Origin of the sequence: Bifidobacterium pluvialisilvae, assembly GCF_019331695.1 — a bacterium.
GTDB classification, from domain to species: Bacteria; Actinomycetota; Actinomycetes; order Actinomycetales; family Bifidobacteriaceae; genus Galliscardovia; species Galliscardovia pluvialisilvae.
This window is the reverse complement of record NZ_JAHBBI010000007.1, coordinates 84,894-108,226: the sequence shown is the minus strand read 5'-3', so window position 1 is coordinate 108,226 and position 23,333 is coordinate 84,894. Positions and strand designations below refer to the sequence as shown.

18 protein-coding genes are annotated in these 23,333 nt (G+C 63.6%); 10 read left to right on the top strand and 8 right to left on the bottom strand.

The window, feature by feature from the left end; translation table 11 throughout:
* Positions 1 to 318: 318 nt before the first annotated feature.
* Positions 319 to 3,540 (top strand): beta-galactosidase, LacZ type, encoded by a 3,222-nt coding sequence (gene lacZ, locus KIH77_RS07040; RefSeq protein ID WP_219100385.1) that lies wholly within the window; start codon positions 319 to 321, stop codon positions 3,538 to 3,540.
* Between the two features lie 96 nt (positions 3,541 to 3,636).
* Here lacZ and KIH77_RS07035 read toward each other — a convergent pair whose 3' ends face one another.
* The 3 genes from KIH77_RS07035 to KIH77_RS07025 form a co-directional block, all read right to left on the bottom strand.
* Positions 3,637 to 4,650, bottom strand: a complete 1,014-nt coding sequence (locus tag KIH77_RS07035) for a LacI family DNA-binding transcriptional regulator (RefSeq protein WP_163200108.1) — start codon at positions 4,648 to 4,650, stop codon at positions 3,637 to 3,639.
* 396 nt (positions 4,651 to 5,046) lie between these two features.
* Positions 5,047 to 5,376 carry a hypothetical protein gene (locus KIH77_RS07030; protein ID WP_100509946.1) on the bottom strand — a complete coding sequence of 110 codons (330 nt, stop codon included), beginning with the start codon at positions 5,374 to 5,376 and terminating at the stop codon, positions 5,047 to 5,049.
* 65 nt (positions 5,377 to 5,441) lie between these two features.
* Positions 5,442 to 6,221, bottom strand: a complete 780-nt coding sequence (locus tag KIH77_RS07025; protein WP_100509947.1) for an SDR family oxidoreductase — start codon at positions 6,219 to 6,221, stop codon at positions 5,442 to 5,444.
* A 379-nt stretch (positions 6,222 to 6,600) separates the two neighbouring features.
* Between KIH77_RS07025 and coaBC the strand changes: the two genes are divergently transcribed.
* The 9 genes from coaBC to pgl all read left to right on the top strand — a co-directional run bounded on the left by coaBC (position 6,601) and on the right by pgl (position 15,982).
* Positions 6,601 to 7,968: a bifunctional phosphopantothenoylcysteine decarboxylase/phosphopantothenate--cysteine ligase CoaBC gene (coaBC, locus tag KIH77_RS07020; RefSeq protein ID WP_219100383.1), complete on the top strand. Its 1,368-nt coding sequence runs from the start codon at positions 6,601 to 6,603 to the stop codon at positions 7,966 to 7,968.
* Between the two features lie 73 nt (positions 7,969 to 8,041).
* Entirely contained in the window at positions 8,042 to 8,839 is a 798-nt protein-coding gene (locus tag KIH77_RS07015; RefSeq protein WP_163200112.1) for a type III pantothenate kinase, read from the top strand.
* Positions 8,836 to 9,747 (top strand): Rossmann-like and DUF2520 domain-containing protein, encoded by a 912-nt coding sequence (locus KIH77_RS07010; RefSeq protein ID WP_163200113.1) that lies wholly within the window; start codon positions 8,836 to 8,838, stop codon positions 9,745 to 9,747. Before KIH77_RS07015 ends, KIH77_RS07010 begins: the two co-directional genes overlap by 4 nt.
* A 59-nt stretch (positions 9,748 to 9,806) precedes the next feature.
* Positions 9,807 to 10,634 carry a 3-methyl-2-oxobutanoate hydroxymethyltransferase gene (gene panB, locus KIH77_RS07005; RefSeq protein ID WP_219100381.1) on the top strand — a complete coding sequence of 276 codons (828 nt, stop codon included), beginning with the start codon at positions 9,807 to 9,809 and terminating at the stop codon, positions 10,632 to 10,634.
* 98 nt (positions 10,635 to 10,732) lie between these two features.
* Complete coding sequence (panC, locus tag KIH77_RS07000; RefSeq protein WP_100509952.1) at positions 10,733 to 11,602, top strand: pantoate--beta-alanine ligase; 870 nt, start codon at positions 10,733 to 10,735, stop codon at positions 11,600 to 11,602.
* A gap of 150 nt (positions 11,603 to 11,752) precedes the next feature.
* Positions 11,753 to 12,136: an aspartate 1-decarboxylase gene (gene panD / locus KIH77_RS06995; RefSeq protein ID WP_163200115.1), complete on the top strand. Its 384-nt coding sequence runs from the start codon at positions 11,753 to 11,755 to the stop codon at positions 12,134 to 12,136.
* 321 nt (positions 12,137 to 12,457) lie between these two features.
* Positions 12,458 to 14,005 (top strand): glucose-6-phosphate dehydrogenase, encoded by a 1,548-nt coding sequence (gene zwf, locus KIH77_RS06990; protein WP_219100379.1) that lies wholly within the window; start codon positions 12,458 to 12,460, stop codon positions 14,003 to 14,005.
* Complete coding sequence (locus KIH77_RS06985) at positions 14,002 to 14,937, top strand: glucose-6-phosphate dehydrogenase assembly protein OpcA (RefSeq protein ID WP_219100377.1); 936 nt, start codon at positions 14,002 to 14,004, stop codon at positions 14,935 to 14,937. Before zwf ends, KIH77_RS06985 begins: the two co-directional genes overlap by 4 nt.
* 256 nt (positions 14,938 to 15,193) lie before the next feature.
* Positions 15,194 to 15,982, top strand: a complete 789-nt coding sequence (gene pgl / locus KIH77_RS06980; RefSeq protein ID WP_219100519.1) for a 6-phosphogluconolactonase — start codon at positions 15,194 to 15,196, stop codon at positions 15,980 to 15,982.
* Between the two features lie 538 nt (positions 15,983 to 16,520).
* Here the strand turns inward: pgl and gnd are convergent.
* The 5 genes from gnd to KIH77_RS06955 all read right to left on the bottom strand — a co-directional run bounded on the left by gnd (position 16,521) and on the right by KIH77_RS06955 (position 23,318).
* Positions 16,521 to 17,975 (bottom strand): NADP-dependent phosphogluconate dehydrogenase, encoded by a 1,455-nt coding sequence (gene gnd, locus KIH77_RS06975; RefSeq protein WP_219100375.1) that lies wholly within the window; start codon positions 17,973 to 17,975, stop codon positions 16,521 to 16,523.
* Positions 17,976 to 18,099: 124 nt separating this feature from the next.
* Positions 18,100 to 18,825, bottom strand: a complete 726-nt coding sequence (locus KIH77_RS06970; protein WP_372445375.1) for a pseudouridine synthase — start codon at positions 18,823 to 18,825, stop codon at positions 18,100 to 18,102.
* Positions 18,826 to 18,994: 169 nt separating this feature from the next.
* Positions 18,995 to 20,887 (bottom strand): glutamine--fructose-6-phosphate transaminase (isomerizing), encoded by a 1,893-nt coding sequence (glmS, locus tag KIH77_RS06965; protein WP_219100371.1) that lies wholly within the window; start codon positions 20,885 to 20,887, stop codon positions 18,995 to 18,997.
* 653 nt (positions 20,888 to 21,540) lie between these two features.
* Positions 21,541 to 22,320, bottom strand: coding sequence for an amino acid ABC transporter ATP-binding protein (locus tag KIH77_RS06960; RefSeq protein ID WP_219100369.1), 780 nt, complete (start codon positions 22,318 to 22,320; stop codon positions 21,541 to 21,543).
* A 14-nt stretch (positions 22,321 to 22,334) separates the two neighbouring features.
* Entirely contained in the window at positions 22,335 to 23,318 is a 984-nt protein-coding gene (locus KIH77_RS06955; protein ID WP_219100367.1) for an amino acid ABC transporter permease, read from the bottom strand.
* Positions 23,319 to 23,333 lie beyond the last annotated feature (15 nt).

Below are 23,333 nucleotides of genomic sequence, written 5' to 3'. Positions count from 1 at the left end.
GTCATGAAGTGTATTTCATTACCAATGAAAAGTAAAATTCATTACCTATTTCAGTAAATTTCGGCGTGTCGAAAACAAATGCCCGAGATTGCATACACTGCCATAAATATCAATAATTTCAACGTTTTTAAATACGAAGGCTTCTCAATACAGGGGCCACAAATATCCACAGCCATTAATCATCGACATCATCCAGTTGCAGTTTTCAGCAGTTCACGCTACTCTTTTAGTAAAGAGATTTACTAACTCTTATCAATTGCATTACTTAATGCGATTATCATTGGCAATGACGCGATGAGCATCAGGAAGGCGACAATCATGAGCACGGAATCCACCACCCAGACCGGCGATGGTCTGCAGCAACGCATCGTCATTAATCAGGCCACGGAGGCGTCGGCCGCATGGCTTACCGACCCGCGGGTGTTTGCGGTCAACCGCATGACCGCCCACTCCGACCATCGCTTCTTCGACCACAGGCCTGTGCCGAATGAATCCGAAACGCTGAAGCAGAGCCTTGACGGCGAATGGCGTGTGAACGTCATCGACACCGCGACGACGCCGTTCGACGTCTCAGGCTCCCCCGACTTCGCAGCCGCCGATTTCGGCAACACCGACTGTAACGACGCCGCCTTCGGCGCCATCGCAGTGCCGGGCCATCTGGAGACGGCCGGATATCTGCCGCCGAAGTACGTGAACATCCAGTACCCGTGGGACGGACATGAGAACCCGACCGCCCCCGACATTCCGGAACACAACCACGTGGCGCTGTATCGCCGTGAATTCACGGCCGGCCCCGAGGTCGCCGCGGCGATACGCGGGCGCCGCACGGTGACATTGACGTTCCACGGCGCGCAGACCGCGATCTACGTGTGGCTCAACGGCACGCTCGTCGGCTATGCCGAGGATTCGTTCACCCCCAGCGAGTTCGATGTCTCCGATGCGATTCAAGAAGGGCACAACGTGCTGGCGGTGGCCTGCTACGAATATGCGAGCGCCAGCTGGCTGGAAGACCAGGATTTCTGGCGTCTGCACGGCCTGTTCCGCAGCGTGGAACTTACGGCCTGGCCTGAGGCCCATGTGACCGATCTGCGTGCCGTGGCCGATTACGACCATACGACGAAAACGGGCTCGATCGACGTCATCGCACGAATCGACAACGCCACGGCGGTCGACGCCGGCATCGTCGAAATCGTCGACGGCAACACCGGCATCGTCTGGAGCCGCGAATTCAGCGCCGACGACATCGTCGACGGCGCGCTGCATATCAAGGACGGCGTGGGCGAGGTCGCACCGTGGAGCGCCGAGGACCCGAAGCTGTATACGCTCACCGTCACGTTGAACGGCCCGTTGAACAATACTGTCGACGACGTCATCGAGGTGGCACAGACCCGCATCGGCTTCCGCCGTTTCGCCATCGACGGCGGCATCATGAAGCTCAACGGCAAACGCATCGTGTTCAAGGGCGTGGACCGTCACGAGTTCGACGCCCGTCGCGGCCGCGCCGTCACCGAGGAGGACATGCTGTGGGACGTTCGCTTCCTCAAGCGGCATAATCTCAACGCCGTACGCACGTCGCACTATCCGAACCAGACCCGCTGGTACGAGCTGTGCGACGAATACGGCGTCTATCTCATCGACGAGACGAACATCGAGACGCACGGCAGCTGGTCCATTCCCGGCGACCGGGTGACGCCGGAGACCAACGTGCCGGGCAACAGGCCCGAATGGGAGGGCGCGTGCCTCGACCGCGTGAACTCCATGATGCGCCGCGACTTCAACCATCCGAGCGTGGTCATCTGGTCCTTGGGCAACGAATCGTATGCCGGCGAGGTGTTCCAGGCCATGCACGACCTGGTGCATGAACTCGACGGGGTGCGACCGGTGCATTACGAGGGCGTGTATTGGAACCGCGGTTTCGATGCCGCCTCCGACATCGAAAGCCGCATGTACGCCAAGCCGGCCGAAATCGAGGAGTATCTTACGAACGACCCGAAGAAGCCGTACATCTCGTGCGAATACATGCATGCGATGGGCAATTCCGTCGGCGGCATGCAGCTGTATACGGCGTTGGAACGCTATCCGCACTATCAGGGCGGATTCATCTGGGACTACATCGACCAGGCACTGTGGCAGCGGCTCGGCGACGGCACGGAGCGGCTCACCTACGGCGGCGACTGGGACGACCGGCCGCACGACTATGAGTTCTCCGGCGACGGCATCGTGTTCGCCGACCGCACCGTCTCTCCCAAGGCGCAGGAGGTCAGGCAGCTGTATGCGAACGTGAAGATTGTGCCGGATGATTCGGGCGTGACGATCACGAACGGGAACCTGTTTATCGACACTTCCGATTCCGTGTTCACGGCCCGCCTGCTGGTGGACGGCGTCGAGCGCTGGAGTGCGGATTACGATTTCGTCGTGCCGGCCGGCGAAACCCGCCGATTCGACGTCGCGTTTCCCGACGCTGCGGAATATGCGAACGCGGCCGGCGGAAGCGTGGAGGTGACGTATGAGGTCGACCAGCGACTGCGCCATGCGACCCCATGGGCGGACGCCGGCTATGAGCTGACGTTCGGCCAGCATACGGCGGCAGTGGCGTCAGACGGCACGACTGGCGGCGATGGCATCGCGGACGCGGGCGCAACGAAGGCCGGCGGCAAGGCCGTGGTCGTCGACGGCCGCTGGAATCTCGGCATTCACGGCACCGGCACCGGCGCGGCAGGGGGCGCCGACTTCGAGGTGCTGCTTTCTCGCACGCAGGGCGGCATGGTGTCGTTGCGTCGGGGCGGCCGCGAAATGGTCATCCGTCGACCGGATATCGTCACGTTCCGCCCGTTGACCGACAACGACCGTGGCAATGGCAGCGGATTCGACCGGGCGCAGTGGTTCGGCGCGGGGCGTTACGCCCGTGTGGCCGATACGAGGTTCGAGACCTCGGAGCATGGCATCGCCGCCGAATACGCATACGAGCTGGCGGAGCCGAACCGCACCCGCGTGACCGTGCGCTACGAGGCGGACGCCAACGGCCGCGTGCATCTGACCGCCTCCTACCCCGGCGGCGTGGATGCGCCGACCCTGCCGGCGTTCGGCCTGGAGTGGATGCTGCCCGCACAGTACACGAACCTGCGGTTCTACGGCCTTGGACCGGACGAGACGTATCTCGACCGCAAGATCGGCGGCAAGCTGGGCGTCTATGAGACCACGGCGCCCGATTCCGCGGCGCCGTATCTGGTGCCGCAGGAGACCGGCAACCATGAGGACGTGCGTTGGTTGGAGGTCACCGATGAGTACGGCCACGGCATGAAGGTGAGCCGGTCGGGCTCCGACACGTTCTGCGCCAGCCTGCTCCCCTACTCCACGCTGATGCTCGAGGAGGCGCGTCATCAGGACGAGCTGCCCGCGCCGCGCCACACGTTCCTACGTCTGCTCGCCGCCCAGATGGGCGTCGGCGGTGACGACTCGTGGGGCGCGCCCGTGCACGACCGGTTCCAGCTCGACGCCGCCAAGCCGCTCACGCTCGACGTGGCCATCGAGCTGCTGTAGCAGGCGATCCGAGGGGGGCTGAGCACGACCCCGTAGCCAGCCTCTCCTCAGCCGACTACGCAGACGGCTCCCCTCGACAAGGGGAGCCGAACACCCTCACTTTCCGCCGCGTATGAAGCTGCCGCGTTCGACGAGCGTGGTGGAGAGCAGCATATGATGCCGTACCGTGCGTTTGCTGGCGATGGCGTCGGCGAGCGTATCAATGGCGGCGCGCACAAGTTCGCCCTGGTCGATGGCGTAGGTGCTCAATGCCGGTGACGTGTATTGAGAAATCGGCTGGTTGTTGATGCTGATGAGGCTCACGTCACGCGGCACCAGCACGCCGGCCGCGTTGAACGCCTGCAGCACGCCGACGGCGATGACGTCCGCCGCCACGATGAACACGTCGGGCATGGCTCCATGGCGCTCCTCGACGATGCGTTCGCCGAGCCGCTGCCCGCTCGACACATTGAACGGCCCGTCGATGTAGACGAGTCCCTCGGTGTCGAGGCCCAAACGTGTCGCCCAATTACGGAACGCCAGCAACCGCAGGTCCTCGGGATATTCATGCATGCCCATGATGCGGCCGGTTCCGCCGATATAGCCGATACGAGTCATGCCGGCGGCGACGCATTCGTCCAAGGCGTCAAGAATCGTCTGGGAAAGATCCGGCCGGACGGAGTCGAACAGATTGGGCGCGGGGTTCGTGTCGATGAACACGCCATAGGGCAGCACGTCGTGCAGACGGCGCAGGGCGCCGTTGTCGACGACCTCGGCGCCTATGGCGATGAACCCGTCATAATGCCCGCCCTCGGCGATGAGCCGCTCCACATCGGTGATGAACGTCACGTTCATATGGTGCCGTTCGGCGCTGGACCGCAGCACCTCACGCAGCTCGTTGAAGTAGGCGTCCTGCAAGTGGTCGCCGGGGTCGATGACGTCGAGCACGGCCACTTCGCGGGGCAACGCGATGCGCTTGGATTGCGTGGCATAGCCGAGTTCCTCGCTCACCTGGATGATGCGGCGTCGCGTCTCCTCCTTGATGGACAGCGTCGGGTCGCCGTTGAGCAGACGCGAGACCGTGGCCTGGGAGTATCCCGCCTTCCTGGCGATTTCCTTGATGGTGACCATGCCGCAGCTCCAATGCATATCGTTTAGTAAACAATTTACTAAACGAGTATAACGCACGGAATCATGAACGAACAGGAACCGTAACGACCACCCGGTTCCCGTCCGTCAAATACTTCACGACAAACAGGAATCCCGCCCAACGTTCGGTTCCCATTCGTTCGATGAGGCGCGACGAACAGGAACCGTAATGGTCACCTGATTCCCATCCGTTGTAGTTTCCACAACGAACGGGAATGCAACCCTTAAACGAAAACCGGAGGATGGAGTGCGTCTTGCAATTGCACACCCTAACGAGAAAGGGCCGATATGCATTTCGTGACCGTAAGCTTGGGAGGCGAAGCCTCCCGGCCGAACGGCCTTGAGTGTGTCACGAAATGCATATCGGCCCTCGGAGTCCTACGCCGGGCGGATGACGAGCTCCTGGATCTTGCCGGAGTCGTCCACGTTCTCGATCTGCGCCAGCGCGTGGATGATGGTGCCGGCGTAGTTGGCATAGAAGTTGACAGTGCGGCTGTTCACCACATGCGGATCCTCCACGGAGAATCCGCCGATGACGAACTGGTTGTGGAAGTACATGTCGATGGCCTTGTCGCCGAAGAGGAACGTGTTCTCACGCCCCACCAGCGACGGGCAGTAGTCGAACATGCGGCTGCGTTCGGCGAAGCAGGCGGAAAGAGCCTCGTAGTCCTTGTTCTGCAGCGCCTTGATGTAATCGTCGATGATCATAACGGTGTGTGCTCCTGTCTGGAAAGCTTAACGAATCGTGATGCGCGAATGCGCGGGACCGGTCTTTAGTAGACCTTTTCGGAGTGCAGCAGGGCGTCGGTGCCGCCGTCGGCGAAGAGCACCACGCCGTTGAGGCCGCGAGCCTCGGGGGACGCGACGAAGGCGATCACGTTGGCCACCTCCTCCGGGTCCATGAGCGGTTCGTCGCCATAGTGGGTGGGCACCTGGATGGCCTCCATGGCCACGCGCTGCTCGGGCAGGAGATTGTCGGTCATGGCGGTGCGCACGTTGCCGGGGGCCACCGCGTTGAGGCGCACTCCGGAGGCGCCCCACTGGGCGCTCATGCGACGGGCCCAGCGGGCGAGCGCGTACTTGGTGGCCGCGTAGAAGGCATGGCCGCCGGCGGGGTCGTAGTCCTTGACCAGGTTGACGATGCGCGCCTCGTCGGGGTTGTTGTTGAGCATACCGACGACGTCCATGCGGGCGTCGCCGTGGGCGATGGAGTTGGAAGAGGTCACGGTGCAGCTGCCGTGCTTCTTCTTCAGCAGGTCGAACACGCCTTCGGCCATCACGGTGGCGCCGAAGTAGTTCAGGGATACAATCAGCGGGATCGGCGCACGGCCTCCGGCGACGCCGGCATTGCAGATCATGCCATCGATGCCGTCGGGGTACTGCTCGTGCAGCGCGTTGAGCGCGAACTGGCGGCCTTCCTTGGTGGCGAGGTTCGCGCTGATGTCGCCGTCCTTCAAATCGATGTTGACGACCTCATGGCCGTGCTTCTTCAGAATCTCCGCGGTCTTGGCACCGATGCCGCTCGACGCGCCTGTGATGACATAAACGCCCATGTTTCCGTCCTTTCACCGATTCCGAATCCGCCACCATCATTGTGAATACCGAGAAACGAAACCGAATAATGTTGCTTTTCCCTCCGAAAGCGCCTCTGCCGGAAGGTAATCATCACTGTATATCGTTGCGGTTGGAAGGCGTCATCGGTTGCCAGCGTTTGCGGGAAAGTTGTTCACGGTCACATGCAGTCGCGCATCACGGGGATGACGCGGACGTCGGGTGTGAGGAAGATTACATCGGCAATTGTTGGCATGAACTGGCGACGGCAGGTCTTCGCTTATTAGACTTGTATCGGCTTTGACGGGGACTTCCCGCAGAGACTGACGAACTGGCGGCCCACCGTAGGGTGATTTCGCCGTATCGTATGGAGGCAGCGTAATGAGCGCCAATCACAGCAGCGGCACCCGTCCGCGTCATATTCTTCTGGGCGTCACCGGCTCCATAGCCGCGTTCAAGGCGTGCCAGCTGGCATCGAACCTCACCAAGCACGGCCATGAGGTCCGTGTGATGATGACGGCCTCGGCCACGAAGTTCGTGGGCCCCGTCACCTTCGACTCCCTCACGCACACCGCCACGCGCACGGCCATGTTCCCGGCCGCCGAATACGCCACCTACACCGACGAGTTCGGCGAGGCGCGCGTGGGCGTCAGCCATATCGAGGACGCCAAGTGGGCCGATGTCGTGGTCATCGCGCCGGCCACGGCGAACGTCATCGCGAAGTTCGCGTCCGGCATCGCCGACGACTATCTGACGAGCACGACGCTCGCCGCCACCTGCCCGAAGCTGGTGTGCCCGGCGATGAACGTGCATATGTACGAGAACCCGGCCACGCAGCGCAACATCGCCGAATGCCGTGAGCTCGGCTTCCGTTTCGTCGACCCCACGTCGGGTCTGCTGGCCTGCCAGGACGTCGGCAAGGGACGTCTCGCCGAGCCGGAGGACATCGAGAAGGCCATCGACGCGCTGCTCGCCGAAAACGACGCCGCCACCGATGCGACGACGCCCGCTCCGGCCGCGACCGGTGATGGCCACGCCGATCAGCCGCTCAAGGGCCTGAACGTGCTGGTGACCGCCGGCCCCACGCAGGAGCCGCTCGACCCGGTGCGATACCTGACCAACCATTCCACCGGCAAGATGGGCTACGCCCTCGCCGCCGCCGCCCGCGATATGGGCGCGCATGTGACGCTGGTCTCCGGCCCCGTGAGCCTCGAGGCCCCCGAAGGCGTGGACGTGGTGGATGTGACGACCGCACGTGACATGTTCGCCGCCGTCAGCGAGCGCTTTGACGCCACCGACGTGACGGTGATGGCCGCCGCGGTCGGCGACTTCCGCGCCGAGACCGCCAGCCCGCAGAAGATCAAGAAGCATGGGCGCACCACCCTTACGCTGGAGCTCGTCTCGAACCCGGACATCCTCGCATGGGCCGGCGAGCACAAGCGCGACGACGGCTCGCAGGTGCTGTGCGGGTTCGCCATGGAGACCGAGCATCTGGTGGAGAACGCGGCGAAGAAGCTCGCCGAGAAGCACTGCGACATGCTGGTGGCCAACAACCTGCGCGACCCCGGCGCCGGATTCGCCACCGATACGAACGTGGTGACGATTCTCACCCCGCCCGACGACGTGGAGCACGACCACAGCATCGCCGACATCGAACGCATCGGCCAGATGCCCAAGACCGACCTGGCGAGGCTGATCCTCGGCCGGCTCGCCGCGCTGCGCAAGGTGGGCGTGGCGCAGGAGGTGTGAGATTCTTCGGCTCCGGCCTTACGGCCTTCGCTCAGAATGACAGAACGGGAATGATGGAAGAGAGGAAGAGACCATGCTGATCGCCGTGGACATCGGCAACACGAACATCGTCATCGGATTCATCGACGGCGACGACATCATCGGCACGTATCGTCTGACGACGAAGACCCGTCGCACGAGCGACGAATACGCGATGATGCTTTCGACGTTCATGACGATGTCGCATATCCGCCCCGAGGAGGTCGATGACGTCATCATCTCCTCCGTGGTGCCGAAGGTCATGTACGCGTTCCGTTCGAGCATCAAGAAGTTCCTCGACCTCGATCCCATCATCATCGGGCCGGGCATCCGCTGCGGCATCAATCTGCGGCTGGACGACCCGAAGACCGTGGGCGCGGACCGCATCGCGGACTGCGCCGGCGCCTACTACCTGTATGGCGGCCCGGTGCTGGTCATCGATTTCGGCACGGCCACGACCTACGACTACGTGGACGAGAACGGCACGTTCAGCGCCGGCGTGATCGGCGTCGGACTGGAGACCAGCGCGAACTCGCTGTGGAGCCATACGGCCCAGCTGCCGGAAATCGAGATCGAGCAGCCGGAGACGATCCTGGCGACGAACACGAAGACGGCCATGCAGGCCGGCATCTACTACCAGTATCTCGGCGGCGTGGAGTACACGATCGCCCAGTTCCGCAAGGAGATCGGCCATGATTTCAAGGTCGTGGCGACCGGTGGTCTCGGACGCGTGCTGTACAACGCCACCGACTCCATCGACGTCTACGACCGTCAGCTCATCTTCAAGGGCCTGGCCATCATCTACGCCCGTCTTCAGAAGCAGGGCGCGCGAGGAAAGGGACGCCGGTCATGAGGATCGGATTCGTCGGCGCGGGCAAGGTGGGATGCGCACTCGGCGCGCATCTTCGCGGGTCGGCGTCCGTCACCGTCAGCGGCTACTGCAGTCGTTCGATGACGTCATCGCAGGCCGCGGCGGACGCGTTGAATGCGGCCGCGCGCCAGGCGGCCGATTTTGACGCGACGACGGCCGCCGTCGCGTTCCCGTCGCTGATGTCGGCCGTGGAACTGAGCGACATGCTCATCGTCACCACGCCGGACGACGCCATCGCCGGCGTATGGCATGACCTGCGCGACCTGCCCGAAGATGCGGTCAGCGGCATGGCCATCGGCCACTGCAGCGGATGCCTGTCGTCCCGGGTGTTCGACGGCAGTGACGAGGCCGGAGTCTCCGCGTTCTCGATGCATCCGATGCAGGCGGTGAGCGAGCGCTTCCCGACCGACGGCCGAGACCAGCTCGCCGGCGCGTTCTTCGCACTGGAGGGCGATGCGCGGGTCACCGAGGCGATGTCACAGCTGCTTGCATCGCTCGGCAACCCAAACCGGACGATGGAGGCCGACAGCAAGACGCGTTACCATGCGGCGGCGGTCATGGCGAGCAACCTGCCCATCGCCTTGTGGAATCAGGCGGTGGAGACGCTGCGGTCGTGCGGATTCGGCGAATCCGACGCCCGCGAGGCGTTGTCGGCGATGATTCGCCACAACGCGGACTCCTTCTGCGAGCGCGGCGCGAAGGCGGCGCTTACAGGCCCCGTCGAGCGTGCGGACGCCGGCACCGTCGAGGCGCATCTCAAGGCGCTTCCGGACGATGCGCTGGCCGTATACCGGCCGCTTTCGCAGGCGCTGATCGACATCGCCGCCGCGAAGAACCCCAATCGCGACTACGACGGGCTGCGAACGATACTTTCACCCATAACCGAATAACAAGTAAAACAGGCGTGGATCGGCCCGGCCGACCGCGACCAACGAAAGGATAACCAACAATGAAGCACACTGCGGTAACGTTCCGTGCGGCCAAGGAGAGCGGCGAGAAGCTTTCGATGCTCACCGCCTACGACTACACGACGGCCAAGCTGCTTGACGAATCCGGCATCGACGGCATCCTCGTCGGCGATTCGCTGGGCATGGTCATGCTCGGCTACGACTCCACGCTGCCGGTGACGATGGAGGACATGATCCATCACGCCAAGTGCGTGACGCGCGGCGCGAAGAACGCGCTCGTGGTGGTGGACCTGCCGTTCATGGCCTACCACACCGTGGACCAGGCCGTGGAGAACGCGGGACGCCTCGTCAAGGAGGGCGGCGCCCAGGCCGTCAAGCTCGAGGGCGGCGTGGCGTTCCACGACCAGATCAGGGCCATCGTGACCGCGTCCATCCCCGTGATGGCGCATCTGGGCCTCACCCCGCAGTCGGTGAACGCGTTCGGCGGCTTCAAAGTGCAGGGCAAGAACGTCAAGACAGCGCAGCAGATCCTCGACGACGCGCGCGCCATCGAGGACGCCGGCGCCTTCGCCGTGGTGCTTGAGGGCATTCCCACGTTGCTCGCCAAGAAGATCACCGAGGAGCTTTCCATCCCGACGATCGGCATCGGCGCGGGCGATGTGACCGACGGCCAGATCCTCGTCTACCAGGATCTGCTCAACATGTACGGAGAGATGAAGCCGAAGTTCGTGCGCCACTATGCCGAGATCGGCACGCAGATGCGAGAGGCGTTCGGCAGCTACATCAAGGACGTCAAGTCCGGTGCCTTCCCCGACAACGCCAAGGAGGGCTTCGCGATGAACGAGGAGATCCTCGCCGAACTCAAGTAGCGAGCCCGGCATCGACCGCCATACCGCCTCCTCCTGTCGGAGGAGGTAATGAAATCAACGTATATAACGCAATATTCACACCATAAGAGGTAATCATCATGACTGAAACCAGTGAATTCGCCGTCGTCCACACCATCGCCGAGGTGCGCGAGCAGGTCAAGGCCTGGAAGGCCCAGGGCCTGTCCGTCGGCCTCGTGCCGACCATGGGCTTCCTGCACGAGGGCCACAGGAGCCTTATCGAGCGTGCCGTGGCCGACAACGACCGTGTGGTCGTCTCCGACTTCGTCAACCCCGTGCAGTTCGGACCGAACGAGGACCTCGAGGCCTACCCGCGCGACCTCGACCGCGACTCCAAGCTCGTCTCCGGCGCCGGCGCGAACCTGCTGTTCAACCCGTCCCCCGAGGAGATGTACTACCCGAACCGCACCACCGCCATCACCATGGCCACGATCACCGAGGAGCTGTGCGGCAAGAGCCGTCCGGTGCACTTCGGCGGCGTGTGCACGGTGGTCGCCAAGCTGTTCAACATCGTGACGCCGAACCGCGCCTACTTCGGCCAGAAGGACGCGCAGCAGCTGCTGGTCATCAAGCGCATGGTACGCGACCTCAACTTCGACATCGAGATCATCGGCTGCCCGATCATCCGCGAGGCCGACGGCCTGGCCAAGAGCTCGCGCAACACGTACCTGAACGCCGAGCAGCGCGCCGCCGCACCGATCCTGCACAAGGCGCTGGAGGCCGGCCGCGAGCTGGCCGAGTCGGGCGAGAAGAGCGCCGAGGCCATCAAGGCCAAGGTGCGCGAGGTGCTGGCCACCGAACCGCTCGCCGACCCGGAGTATGTTGAGGTGGTGGACCTCGAGAACGTGCACCCCGTCGCCACGCTCGACCAGCCCGTGCTCGTCGCCATCGCCGTACGCATCGGCAAGACCCGCCTGATCGACAACTTCTTCTACCCCGAACTCCACTGAGTCCCCGATGGTCTTCCACTGAGGCCATCGGACGATTCGCCCCCTTCGGCTCCCCGCCATATTCGGCTCCCCTCGCAACCGAGACCAGCCGTCCGCGAAGCGGGATGAGGGGAGCCCATCAATTCCACAACTTCAATCAAGGAAACAATCATGCAGCTCAATATGCTCAAGGGCAAGATCCATCGCGTCACCGTCACCGAGGCGCGTCTCGACTACGTCGGCTCCATCACCGTCGACTCCGAACTGCTCGACGCCGCCGGCATCCTCGAATACGAGAAGGTCGCCGTCGTGAACGTGAACAACGGCCAGCGCCTCGAAACCTACACGATCGCCGGAGAGCCCGGCAGCGGCATCATCTGCCTCAACGGCGCCGCAGCCCACTTCTTCGACCCCGGCGACACCGCCATCATCATGTGCTATTGCCAGATGGACGCCGAGGAGGCCAGGACGCACAAGCCGAAGGTCGTGTTCGTCGACGGGAAGAACCACGCCACGCGCGTGACCAATTACGAGAAGCACGGCCAGATCGCCTAGGACCCCGTGCAATCCCCCTGGCTCCCCTCCTCGAGGGGAGCCATCCGCGACAGCGGACCAAGGGGAAGTCCTCTTCACATCCATAATCCGCAATCCACACATCACACCGTCATCGGCTTGCCATCCATATCGTCGGACTCTATGATGAAAGAAAACGGTAAGCGCTTACCACAATGGCCGTGACAGGACGGACGACGACAACCCATCGAATCCGATAACCCGTCATAAGTTTTCCTTTCAGGAAAACGCGGGCAAGGGATGACGCAAACCGATATCGTATCTGTAGACTGATGCGCACTATCAACACCAAAGGAGCTGCACATGGGGAATACTGTGGGGAATACGGCAGCGTATTCCAATCCGTTGCGTGATTCGCGCGACCTGCGCCTGCCACGCGTCGCCGGACCATGCTCGCTGGTGATCTTCGGCGTCACCGGCGATCTCGCGAAACGCAAGCTGCTGCCCGCCGTCTACGACCTCGCCAACCGTGGACTGCTGCCCGCCGGATTCGGCCTGGTCGGCTTCGGCCGCCGCCCGTGGAGCAACGAAGAATTCGCCAACTACGCCGAGGAACAGGTGCGCGCCCACTGCCGCACCCCGTTCAACGAGAACACCTGGGGCCATCTGCGCGAATCCATCCGCTTCGTGCAGGGCGAGTTCCACGACTCCGAGGCGTTCACCCGCCTCAGCGACACCGTCTCCGAGCTCGACCGTGACCGCGGCACGCGAGGCAACCACGCGTTCTACATGGCCGTGCCGCCGCGCGACTTCCCGGTCGTCTCCAAGCAGCTGGCCGCATCCGGGCTCTCCCACTCCACCGAAGGCGCATGGCGCCGCGTAATCATCGAGAAGCCGTTCGGCCACGACCTCGAAAGCGCCAAGGAGCTCGCCCGCGTGGTCGGCGAGGTGTTCAGCCCCGAATCGGTGTTCCGCATCGACCACTACCTCGGCAAGGAGACCGTGCAGAACCTGCTGGCCCTGCGCTTCGCCAACATGATGTTCGAGCCGGTCTGGAACGCCAACTACGTGAGCCACGTGCAGATCACCATGGCCGAGGACCTCGGCATCGGCGGACGCGCCGGCTACTACGACGGCATCGGCGCGGCGCGCGACGTGATTCAGAACCACCTGCTGCAGCTCATGGCCCTTACCGCCATGGAGGAGCCGGTGTCGTTCGCCGCCAGCGACCTGCGCGCCGAAAAGACCAAGGTGCTCTCCGCCGTGCACCTGCCGAAGGACCTCTCCCTGCACACCGCCCGCGGCCAGTACGCCGAAGGCTGGCAGGGCTCCGAAAAGGTCATCGGCTACCTCGACGAGCATGGCATCAGCCCCGACTCCACCACGGAGACCTACGCGGCCATCCGCCTCGACGTCGACACCCGCCGCTGGGCCGGAGTGCCGTTCTACCTGCGTACCGGCAAGCGCCTGGGCAAGCGCGTGACCGAGATCGCCGTGCAGTTCAAGCGCGCCCCGCACCTGCCGTTCGAGACCACCGCCACCCGCGAGCTCGGCGCCAACGCCGTGGTCATTCGCGTGCAGCCCGACGAGGGTGTGACCCTGCGCTTCGGCGCGAAGGTGCCGGGCACCGCCATGGAGGTCCGTGACGTGAGCATGGACTTCAGCTACGGCAGCTCCTTCACCGAGTCCTCCCCCGAGGCGTACGAGCGACTAATCCTCGACGTGCTGCTCGGCGACCCGCCACTGTTCCCGACCACCAAGGAGGTCGAACTCTCCTGGAAGATCCTCGACCCCATCGAGGAGTTCTGGAGCACGCTCGGCCAGCCCGCCCCCTACCGTGCCGGCACCTGGGGGCCGAAGGAAGCCGACGACATGCTTGCCCGCGACGGACACCATTGGAGGATGCCATGATTTTCGACCTGCCCAACACCACCACCTCGGCCATCTCCCGCAAGATCGAGGAACTGCACGAGGAGCGCGGCGAGGCCGCGCAGAGCCGCGTGCTCACGTTGCTCGTGGAGACATACACCGAAGAGCTGGAGAACTCGCTGGAGACGGCCAACGCCGCCAGCCGCGAGCACCCCTGCCGCGTGATTGTAATCGTCAAGCACGCCCGTCCGGCCGACGCCGAGGAAGGCTCCACGCTCGACGCGCAGATTCGTTTCGGCGCGGACGCCGGTGCCGGCGAAATCATCGTGCTCAAGCCGGCCGACGAGCTCATCCGTCATCTCGACACCCTCGTCATCCCGCTGCTCGTGCCCGATGCCCCGGTCGTGGCCTGGTGGCCCACCAAAGCGCCGGAAAACCCCTCCGTCAACGCCATCGGACGCATGGCCCGCAGTCGTATCACCGACGCATTGCGTGCCCCGAATCCCGAGGCCGCGTTCATCGCGCTGCGCGCCCACTACAGTCCGCAGGACGTCGACATGTCATGGACCAGGCTCACCATCTGGCGGGCCCTGCTGGTCTCCATGCTCGACCAGCCGCCGCACCTGCCCATCACATCGGTGAAACTCACCGGCCCGACGCACGACCTGCCGCTCGAACTGCTGGCCTCCTGGCTGGCATGGAGCCTGCCGAACGTGCCCGTCACCGTAGAACGCTCCGACGACCTGACCGCCATCTCCGGCGTGTACTTCACGCGCGAGGACGGCGTGCTGAGCATTGAACGTGCCGCCGAGGACGCGGCCGTCATCTCACAGCCCGGCCAGTCGCCGCAGAACGTGACCGTGCCGATTCGTACACTCGGCGACTGCCTGAGCGAAGAGCTGCGCCGACTCGACCCCGACGAGATCTACGCCGAGGTCATCGAACACGGCTGGCCCCTCATCGAACACGAATAGCGCATATTCGACGCGTCGTCCGCTGCGCCCTTCCACTGCCATCCCGAGCGGAGGGCGCAGCCCGGAGTCGAAGAATCCTCCCCATCTGAAATCCATGTGACATCCACGTGGACGTCATGTCACGGAACCGGAACCACGGCATCATGCGCAACGATTACGCGCTAATCTGACAACGATATCGAATATGCCGCGGCAGGATGCATAAGCAAGGAACGATTACGCGGCATCGTATGTATATAGAGGAGACATCATGGCAATGATCGACAGGAAAGTCATCATCTACCCGACCGCCGACGTACTGCGCGAGGCACTGGCGTCGCGATTCCTGCTCAAAATCTCCGACCGCCTGGCCAAGCGTCAGCGCGTGGACGTGGCCCTGACCGGTGGCACCGACGGCATCGCCATGCTGCGCACCGTGGCCGCAAGCCCGCTGGCTGACGCCGTGGACTGGAGTCGTGTGCACCTGTGGTGGGGTGACGAACGGTTCGTCCCCGCCGATAACCCCGACCGCAACGCGCTGCAGGCGCGCGAGGCATGGTTCGGCAAACTGGTGGAGGACGGACGGATGCCCGAATCGCACATTCACGAGATGCCGGCTGACACCCGTTCCGACGAAGAACGCGACAAGGCCACCGACGAGGAGAACTACGACGTCGTCAACAAGGCCGCCAAGGAATACGAGCATGAGATCGTCAAGGCGCTGGGCAAGAAGCAGGCGTTCGACATCGCCCTGTTCGGCGTGGGGCCGGACGGTCATTTCGCTTCGCTGTTCCCCAACCATCCGGCGCTGCGCAACCACGATAAGAAGACCCGCGTGATCGGCATCACCGACTCCCCCAAGCTGCCGCCGATGCGCATCAGTCTCACCGTGCCGTTCATCCGCCACTGCCGCCGCGTATGGGTGTTCGCCTCCACGCCGCGCAAGGCCGAGGCCGTGGGCAAGGCGCTGGCCGGCTACAACAACCCGCACGTGCCGAGCTCCTTCGCCGGTGGCGCCAAAGAGACGCTGTGGCTGCTGGACAAGGATGCCGCCGCAAACCTGTGACGGGCGGCGACATCCTCCGGAATCCGTGACTTACGGTGCCTTTCGGTCATTTTTTCGCCGAAAAACGGCACTAAAGCACCACAGATTGCGGGGAACGGGGGTTTGGGACCGTTTGTATGCGAAAAGGTGGGTTCATCCGATTGGATGGGCCCACCTTTTCAGCTCCGGTGGACAGTCCACAGGACTGTCCACCAGCAGGAGGAAATCAAGCCTGCTTGATTTCCTCCTGCCCCGGCTCGGGTCCCGCAATTAAGGACGGCCTCCCGATGATTCGGGAGGCCGCTGTTTGCTGGCTACGGAGTTTTCGTAGGAAAACTCCTCCGCACCGAACCTAGGCGACAGTCCACAGGACCGTCGCCTGTCAGGAAGAGATCAAGACTGCTTGATCTCTTCCTGACCCGGCTCGGGTCCTGCAATTAGAGACGCCCTCCCGATGATTCGGAAGGGCGCAGTTTGCTGGCGGAGTGATTTCCTACGAAAATCCCTCCGCACGGAGCCTGGTGGACAGTCCACAGGACTGTCCACCAGCAGGAGGAAATCAAGCCTGCTTGATTTCCTCCTGCCCCGGCTCCGTCCACAGCGTGTGGAAGACGCCGGGCTCGTCGACGCGCTGGTAGGTGTGGGCGCCGAAGAGGTCGCGCTGGCCCTGAATCAGGGCGGCGGGCAGACGCTTGGAACGCAGGCCGTCATAGTAGGCCAGCGAGCTGGAGAACACCGGCATCGGGATGCCGAAGCTGATGGCGCGGGAGATCACGCGGCGCCACGAACGCTGCACGGTCTCGACGGCGTCCTTGAAGTACGGGGCGAACAGCAGCGACACGTTGGCCTCGCCGGACTCGAACGCCTCGGAAATGCGGTTGAGGAACTGGGCGCGGATGATGCAGCCGCCACGCCAGATGCGGGCCACGGCGGCGAGGTCGATGTCCCAGTTGTACTCCTTGGCGGCCTCGGAAATCTCGTTGAAGCCCTGCGCGTAGGCCACGATCTTGGACGCATACAGCGCCTCGCGGATGTCGTTGATGAACGCCTGGCGCTCCTCGAGCGGCATCGGCACCGGATCGGTCGGGCCCTCAAGACCCTGCTTGGCGGCCTCGGCACGCAGCTCGGTCTGGGAGGACAGGCCACGGGCGAACACGGCCTCGGCGATGCCCGTCACCGGCACGCCCAGCGACAGGGCGGTCTGCACGGTCCAGGTGCCGGTGCCCTTCATGCCGGCGTGGTCAAGCACCACGTCGATGAACGGCTTGCCGGTCTTCTTGTCCACGTGGTGGAACACCTCGGCGGTGATCTCGATGAGGTAGGAGTTCAGCTCGGTCTTGTTCCACTCCTCGAACAGGTCGCCGATTTCGGCGGGCTTCATGCCCAGGCCGCGACGCATGAGGTCGTAGCTTTCGGCGATGAGCTGCATGTCGGAGTATTCGATGCCGTTGTGCACCATCTTGACGAAGTGACCGGCGCCGTCGGAGCCGATGTGCGTGACGCACGGCTCGCCCTCCGCCTTGGCGGAGATGCTTTCGAGAATCGGGCCGAGGGTCTTCCAGGACTCCTTGGTGCCGCCGGGCATCATGGACGGTCCCTTGAGGGCGCCCTCCTCGCCGCCGGAGACACCGCAGCCGACGAAGTGCAGCCCGCGGGCGCGGATGGCCTTCTCGCGGCGCATGGTGTCCTTGTAGTAGGCGTTGCCGCAGTCGACGATGATGTCGCCTGGCTCCATGAGGTCGGCGAGCGCGTTGATCATCTCGTCGGTGGGCTCGCCCGCCTTGACCATGATGATGGCCGTACGCGGCTTGGTCAGGGCTGCGACGAACTCCTCCAGCGTCTTCGCCGGAACGAACTTGCCCTCGTCGCCGTGCTTGTCGATCAGCGTCTCGGTGCGGGAGTAGTGACGGTTGTAGACGGCGACCGTATTGCCCTTGTGCGCCAGATTGCGAGCCAGGCTCGCTCCCATCGCGGCAAGACCTACAACGCCGATATTGGCTTGTGCTTCGCTCATCATTACCTTTCGGTCGAATGTTCAGTGGTTTGGAAACCGCTTTCACGCACGATTATCGCGCTGTTAAAAAGTATATCATTGAACCCAAACGTAGTACTTTTTATGCCCAGAGTTTTCCGCCTATTCATGCATCCAGCATGACGCGCGAGACGAAACGACGGCGCTCCCCCGTATACGGGTCCGTGAATTCGAGCGAACGCGCCACGAGCCGCAGCGGGTTGGAGAAGTCGTCGTAGGCGCGGTCGATGACGCGCGGATACATGGGGTCGCCGACGATGGGCAGTCCGAGCGAGTTCATGTGCACGCGCAGCTGATGCGTCTTGCCGGTGCGTGGATGCAGCACGTATGCCCGTACCGGGCAGCGACGACGGCCCGCGCCCTGCACGCCGGCACCCAGCTCCACCACGGTCTCCGCGTTCACCGCGCCCGGCTCCTCGTACGCCTGCAGGATTCCCCGGTCCTTGACGATGCGCGAACGCCGCCGCAGCGGGAACACGCGCGGCGGCTCCAGCCGTTCGATGGTGCCGAAGCACGGACGGCTGACGGGCCTCGCAGGAGCAAGGCATTCATAGACCTTCACGGCGCGATGCTCCTGGAAGAGCATCTGGTACGCGCCGCGCGCCGATGGTTCGCGTACGAACACCACCACGCCGGCGGTATCGCGGTCCAGACGATGCGCGGGAGTGATCTGCGGCTCCCCCAATCGTTCACGCAACCGTATCAGCGCCGTGGAACGGTACCACATGCCGCGTGGCGTGGTGGGCAGGAAATGCGGCTTGTCGACGACGATGATGCGTTCGTCCTCGTACAGCACGTCGAAATCGAACGGAATGTCGGGCTCATCCGTCACCCAACGATGACGCTGCGGCAGATGACGCTGTTGCAGACGGCGTTGCGGCATAATCACTCCCCTACATATTCGAAATCCGCATTTTCCACGGGGAAATCGTCGAAAACAGGACCGTTTTACGACGACTTACGCGAGGAAAATGCGGATAACGCCTCAACGCTGCGGCCAATCACTCGACGGTGACGGACTTGGCGAGATTACGCGGCTTGTCGACGTCGTAGTTCTTGAGCTTGGCCATGTCCATGGCGAACAGCTGCAGCGGCACGACGTCCACGAGCGGGCTCATCAGGGTGGGGCACTTCGGACGCCAGAACACGACGTCGGCGTAGTTCTCCACGTCCTTGTCGCCCTCCTCGGCGACGGCGATGATGTATGCGCCGCGGGCCTTGACCTCCTCGATGCCGGAGATGACCTTGGCGTGCAGCACGTTGCGGCCGCGTTCCGGCGGCACGATGAACACCACCGGCTCGCCCTCGTCCACGAGCGCAATGGGACCGTGCTTGAGCTCGCCGGCCGCAAATCCCTCGGTGAACGTGTAGGCGATCTCCTTGAGCTTCAGCGCGCCCTCAAGCGCCACCGGGTAGCCGACGTGACGGCCGAGGAACAGGAACGAGTTCGCGTTCACCATGCTTTCGGCGGCCTTCTGGATGGTCTCGGTCTGCGTGTCAAGCACCCACTGGATCTTGCGGGGCATGTCCTTGAGACTGCCGAGGATCTGGTGAATCTCGTCACGGAACATCGTGCCCTTGATCTGCGCGAGATACAGGCCCAGCACGTAGGCGGCGGTGATCTGCGCGACGAACGCCTTCGTGGACGCCACGGCCACCTCGGGGCCGGCGTGCGTGTACAACACGGCGTCGGATTCGCGCGGGATGGAGGCGCCCTGTGTGTTGCAGATGGCCAGCACCTTGGAACCCTGCTCGCGGGCGTGGCGCAGCGCCATGAGCGTGTCCATGGTCTCGCCGGACTGTGAGACGGCCACGACGAGCGTGCGCGGCGTGAGGATCGGGTCGCGGTAGCGGAACTCGTGTGCGAGCTCCACCTCCACGGGGATGCGCACCCAGTGCTCGATGGCGTACTTGGCCACCAGGCCGGCGTAGCTTGCCGTGCCGCAGGCGATGACGATGATCTTGTCGATGGCCTTGAAGTCATGCTCGTCGATGTGGACCTCGTCGAGGTTGAGGTCGCCGTTCTTGTCGAAACGACCGAGCAGCGTGCGCTGCACGGCGGCCGGATCCTCGTGGATCTCCTTGTCCATGAAGGAGTCCCAGCCGCCCTTCTCGGCGGCGGAGGCGTCCCAGTCAACGGTGTAGGTCTTCGGGTTCTCCACGATGTTGCCGTTGAAGTCGGTGACGACGACCTTGTCGGCGGAGACGCAGACGGCCTGGTCCTGGTCGATCTCCAGCGCGCGCTTCGTGTAGGCCACGAACGCGGCCACATCGGAGCCGAGGAAGTTCTCGCCGTCGCCGAGGCCGACGACCAGCGGGGAGTCATGACGGGCGCCGACGATGATGTCGGGCTGGCGGCAGTCGGTCGCCAGAATGGTGAACGCGCCCTTGAGCATGCGTGCCAGACGCCGCACGGCACGGAACAGGTCGGGCTTGCCTTCGTCGGCGATGATGGTGTCGACGATCTTGCCGAGCAGCTTGGCGGCCACCTCCGTATCGGTGTTCGACGAGAAACGATAGCCTTCGGCCTGCAGGTCGAGACGCAGCTGCGAGGCGTTCTCGATGATGCCGTTGTGGATGATGGCGACCTTGCCGTCCATGCTCGTGTGCGGGTGGGCGTTCACGTCGCTCGGCACGCCGTTGGTGGCCCAGCGGGTGTGACCGATGCCGACGGTCGCCATCGGCATGGGCTTGCGTTCGATGTCCTCGATGAGGTTGGAGAGGCGGCCCGCCTTCTTACGGACGGCGACGTGATCCATGCCGGGTGCCGTCAATGCCACGCCGGCAGAATCATATCCACGATATTCCAGGCGCTTCAGGCCCTGAAGACAGACCTCAAGGGGCTTGCCGCACGCGGTAGAGATGTTTCCTGCATATCCTACGATTCCACACATGGAAACCTAGTGTATGCAATGAATGTTGCCTATGCCCCAAGCAAAACGCCCACCTTGGCCGAACCTATACAAGGGCCCCACGCTCCCCGCGCCCGCCCCGAAACCATCACCCATGACCCGCACCCCGCTATGACCGCGGCGACCGCCGGCATGTGTTCCCCGATACACTCAAGGCTGAATGGATATCCCTTGTCATCCTGAGCGGAGGGCGGAGCCCGTAGTCGAAGGATCTTGTGCTCCATGCCATCCAAGATCCTTCGGCTACGCCGCAAGCGGCTCCGCTCAGGATGACAAAAACCACAGAAGGTACGCCCGCCGCTGGGTGTGGTACAGAAACCAAGGGCTCCGGTATGCGTTTCGCGACCGTAAGCAGCGGAAGTGTCTGCTAGGCTCCGCCAAGCAGACACTGGAGCGAGGCCGAACGGCCTTGAGTGTGTCGCGAAACGCATACCGGAGCCCGCCTCAGCAGTCCGCCTCAGCAGTCCGCCTCAGCAGTCCGCCTCAGCAGTCCGCCTCAGCAGTCCGCCTCAGCAGTCCGCCTCAGCAGTCCGCCTCAGCGGCATACGACAAGCCCCGTGTACGAGTCGGGGTCGTAACACGGGGCTGAGGCGAAGGCCGGATGTGCGGGATGGCCAGAAAGGGTTGGGGTCAGGTCACAGCACGTGGTTGAGGAAGTCCTTGAAGCGGGGCTCCTTCGGGTGGTCGATGATTTCGGGGCCGCCCTTCTCCACGACCACGCCGCCGTCCATGAACACGATCTGGTCGGCGACCTCGCGGGCGAACCCGATCTCGTGCGTCACGCAGATCATGGTCATGCCGGCCTTGGCGAGAGAACGCATGACGTTGAGCACCTCGCCCACGAGTTCGGGATCCAATGCCGAGGTCGGCTCGTCGAACAGCATGATGTCCGGGTGCATGGCGAGGGCGCGGGCGATGGCCACACGCTGCTGCTGGCCGCCGGAGAGCTGCATCGGATAGTAGTTGAGGCGGTCGCCCATGCCCACGCGGTTGAGCTCCTCGATGGCCTCCTTGCGCGCCTGGTCCTTGGGCGTGTGGGCCACGTGGACGGGTGCCTCCATCACGTTTTCGAGCGCGGTCATGTGCGGGAACAGGTTGAACTTCTGGAACACCATGCCGAGCTTGGCGCGCTGGCGGGCGATGTCCTTGTCGTCGAGGGTCTGGAGCACGGTCTGTCCGCCGCGTTCGACCTCCTTGTAGCCAATCATCTCGCCGTCGACCTCGATGCGGCCGCCGGTGAGCGTCTCCAGCTGGTTGATGAGGCGCAGCAGCGTGGATTTGCCGGAGCCGGAGGGACCGAGGATGACGGTCACCGTGCCGGTTTCGACGGTGAGGTCCACGCCTTTGAGCACGTGGAGGGATCCGAAGGCCTTGTGCACCTGCGTGGCCTTGACCGCGATGTTCGTTGTCGTCATTTCATTGCCTCCACTCACGCGTTCAGTCCGACCATGGTGGCCTGGTTCGTCTTGTGCACGTCGTCCTTGGGTTCGCCGTCGGTCTTGCCGGGCAGCGGCGTCTGCTGGCCCTTGGGGCCGATCGGGCGGGCTTCGAAGCCCTTGCCGAAGTACTTTTCGAGCCTGGACTGGATGACCATGAGGATCGACGTGATGAGCAGGTACCAGAAGCAGGCCACGATGAGCAGCGGGATGGGCTTGTATATGCGGTTGGCGATGGCGTTCGTGGCGAACTGCAAATCGAGCGTGAACGGCACGGCCAGCACGAGGGATGTGGTCTTGAGCATGCCGATGGTCTCGTTGCCGGTCGGCGGGATGATGATGCGCATGGCCTGCGGCAGGATGATGCGGCGCATGATGAGCGAGCGCCTCATGCCGAGCGCCTCGGCGGCCTCGGCCTGGCCGGGGTCGACGGCTTCGAGGCCGGCGCGCACGATCTCGGAAAGATAGGCGGCCTCGTTCAGTGCCAGGCCGATGACGGCGGCGCGGAACGCGGTGACGACGTTCTGCGAGTCGATGGACCAGAATTCGATGGATGTGAACGGGATGCCGAGGCCCAGTTTGGGCACGAGCACGGAGAACAGGCCCCAGAACACCAGCTGGGTGTATACAGGGGTGCCGCGGAAGAACCAGATGAAGAACCAGCTCACGCCGCGCAGCACCGGGTTGATGGATTTGCGCATGATGGCGAGGATCACGGCGAGCACGGTCGCGATGACCATGGACAGGACGGTGATCCACAGCGTCCATCCGATGCCGGCCAGTACGTTCTCGTTGAAGAGGTATTTCCAGACGACGTCCCATTCGAACCGTTCGTTGGTGATCATGCCGTAGACCAGCATGACCGCCAGCAGTGCGACGATGATGCCCGCCACGACCGGTCCCGGGCGTCGTACGGGAAGGGCGTCGATCCGGTTGGGGATGTTCAGCCCGTCGTTTTCGGTGTTCTTTGCTGCCATGGTCCTGCGGCTTTC

Bases quoted from the DNA above. Each gene is read 5' to 3' on its own strand.
- KIH77_RS07030 (WP_100509946.1), bottom strand. From the start codon at position 5,376: ATGATCATCGACGATTACATCAAGGCGCTGCAGAACAAGGACTACGAG.
- KIH77_RS07015 (WP_163200112.1), top strand. From the start codon at position 8,042: ATGCTGATCGCCGTGGACATCGGCAACACGAACATCGTCATCGGATTC.
- panC (WP_100509952.1), top strand. From the start codon at position 10,733: ATGACTGAAACCAGTGAATTCGCCGTCGTCCACACCATCGCCGAGGTG.
- KIH77_RS07025 (WP_100509947.1), bottom strand. From the start codon at position 6,221: ATGGGCGTTTATGTCATCACAGGCGCGTCGAGCGGCATCGGTGCCAAG.
- panB (WP_219100381.1), top strand. From the start codon at position 9,807: ATGAAGCACACTGCGGTAACGTTCCGTGCGGCCAAGGAGAGCGGCGAG.
- panD (WP_163200115.1), top strand. From the start codon at position 11,753: ATGCAGCTCAATATGCTCAAGGGCAAGATCCATCGCGTCACCGTCACC.
- glmS (WP_219100371.1), bottom strand. From the start codon at position 20,887: ATGTGTGGAATCGTAGGATATGCAGGAAACATCTCTACCGCGTGCGGC.
- KIH77_RS06955 (WP_219100367.1), bottom strand. From the start codon at position 23,318: ATGGCAGCAAAGAACACCGAAAACGACGGGCTGAACATCCCCAACCGG.
- gnd (WP_219100375.1), bottom strand. From the start codon at position 17,975: ATGAGCGAAGCACAAGCCAATATCGGCGTTGTAGGTCTTGCCGCGATG.
- KIH77_RS07035 (WP_163200108.1), bottom strand. From the start codon at position 4,650: ATGGTCACCATCAAGGAAATCGCCAGGAAGGCGGGATACTCCCAGGCC.
- pgl (WP_219100519.1), top strand. From the start codon at position 15,194: ATGATCGACAGGAAAGTCATCATCTACCCGACCGCCGACGTACTGCGC.
- zwf (WP_219100379.1), top strand. From the start codon at position 12,458: ATGGGGAATACTGTGGGGAATACGGCAGCGTATTCCAATCCGTTGCGT.
- KIH77_RS06960 (WP_219100369.1), bottom strand. From the start codon at position 22,320: ATGACGACAACGAACATCGCGGTCAAGGCCACGCAGGTGCACAAGGCC.
- coaBC (WP_219100383.1), top strand. From the start codon at position 6,601: ATGAGCGCCAATCACAGCAGCGGCACCCGTCCGCGTCATATTCTTCTG.
- lacZ (WP_219100385.1), top strand. From the start codon at position 319: ATGAGCACGGAATCCACCACCCAGACCGGCGATGGTCTGCAGCAACGC.
- KIH77_RS07010 (WP_163200113.1), top strand. From the start codon at position 8,836: ATGAGGATCGGATTCGTCGGCGCGGGCAAGGTGGGATGCGCACTCGGC.
- KIH77_RS06985 (WP_219100377.1), top strand. From the start codon at position 14,002: ATGATTTTCGACCTGCCCAACACCACCACCTCGGCCATCTCCCGCAAG.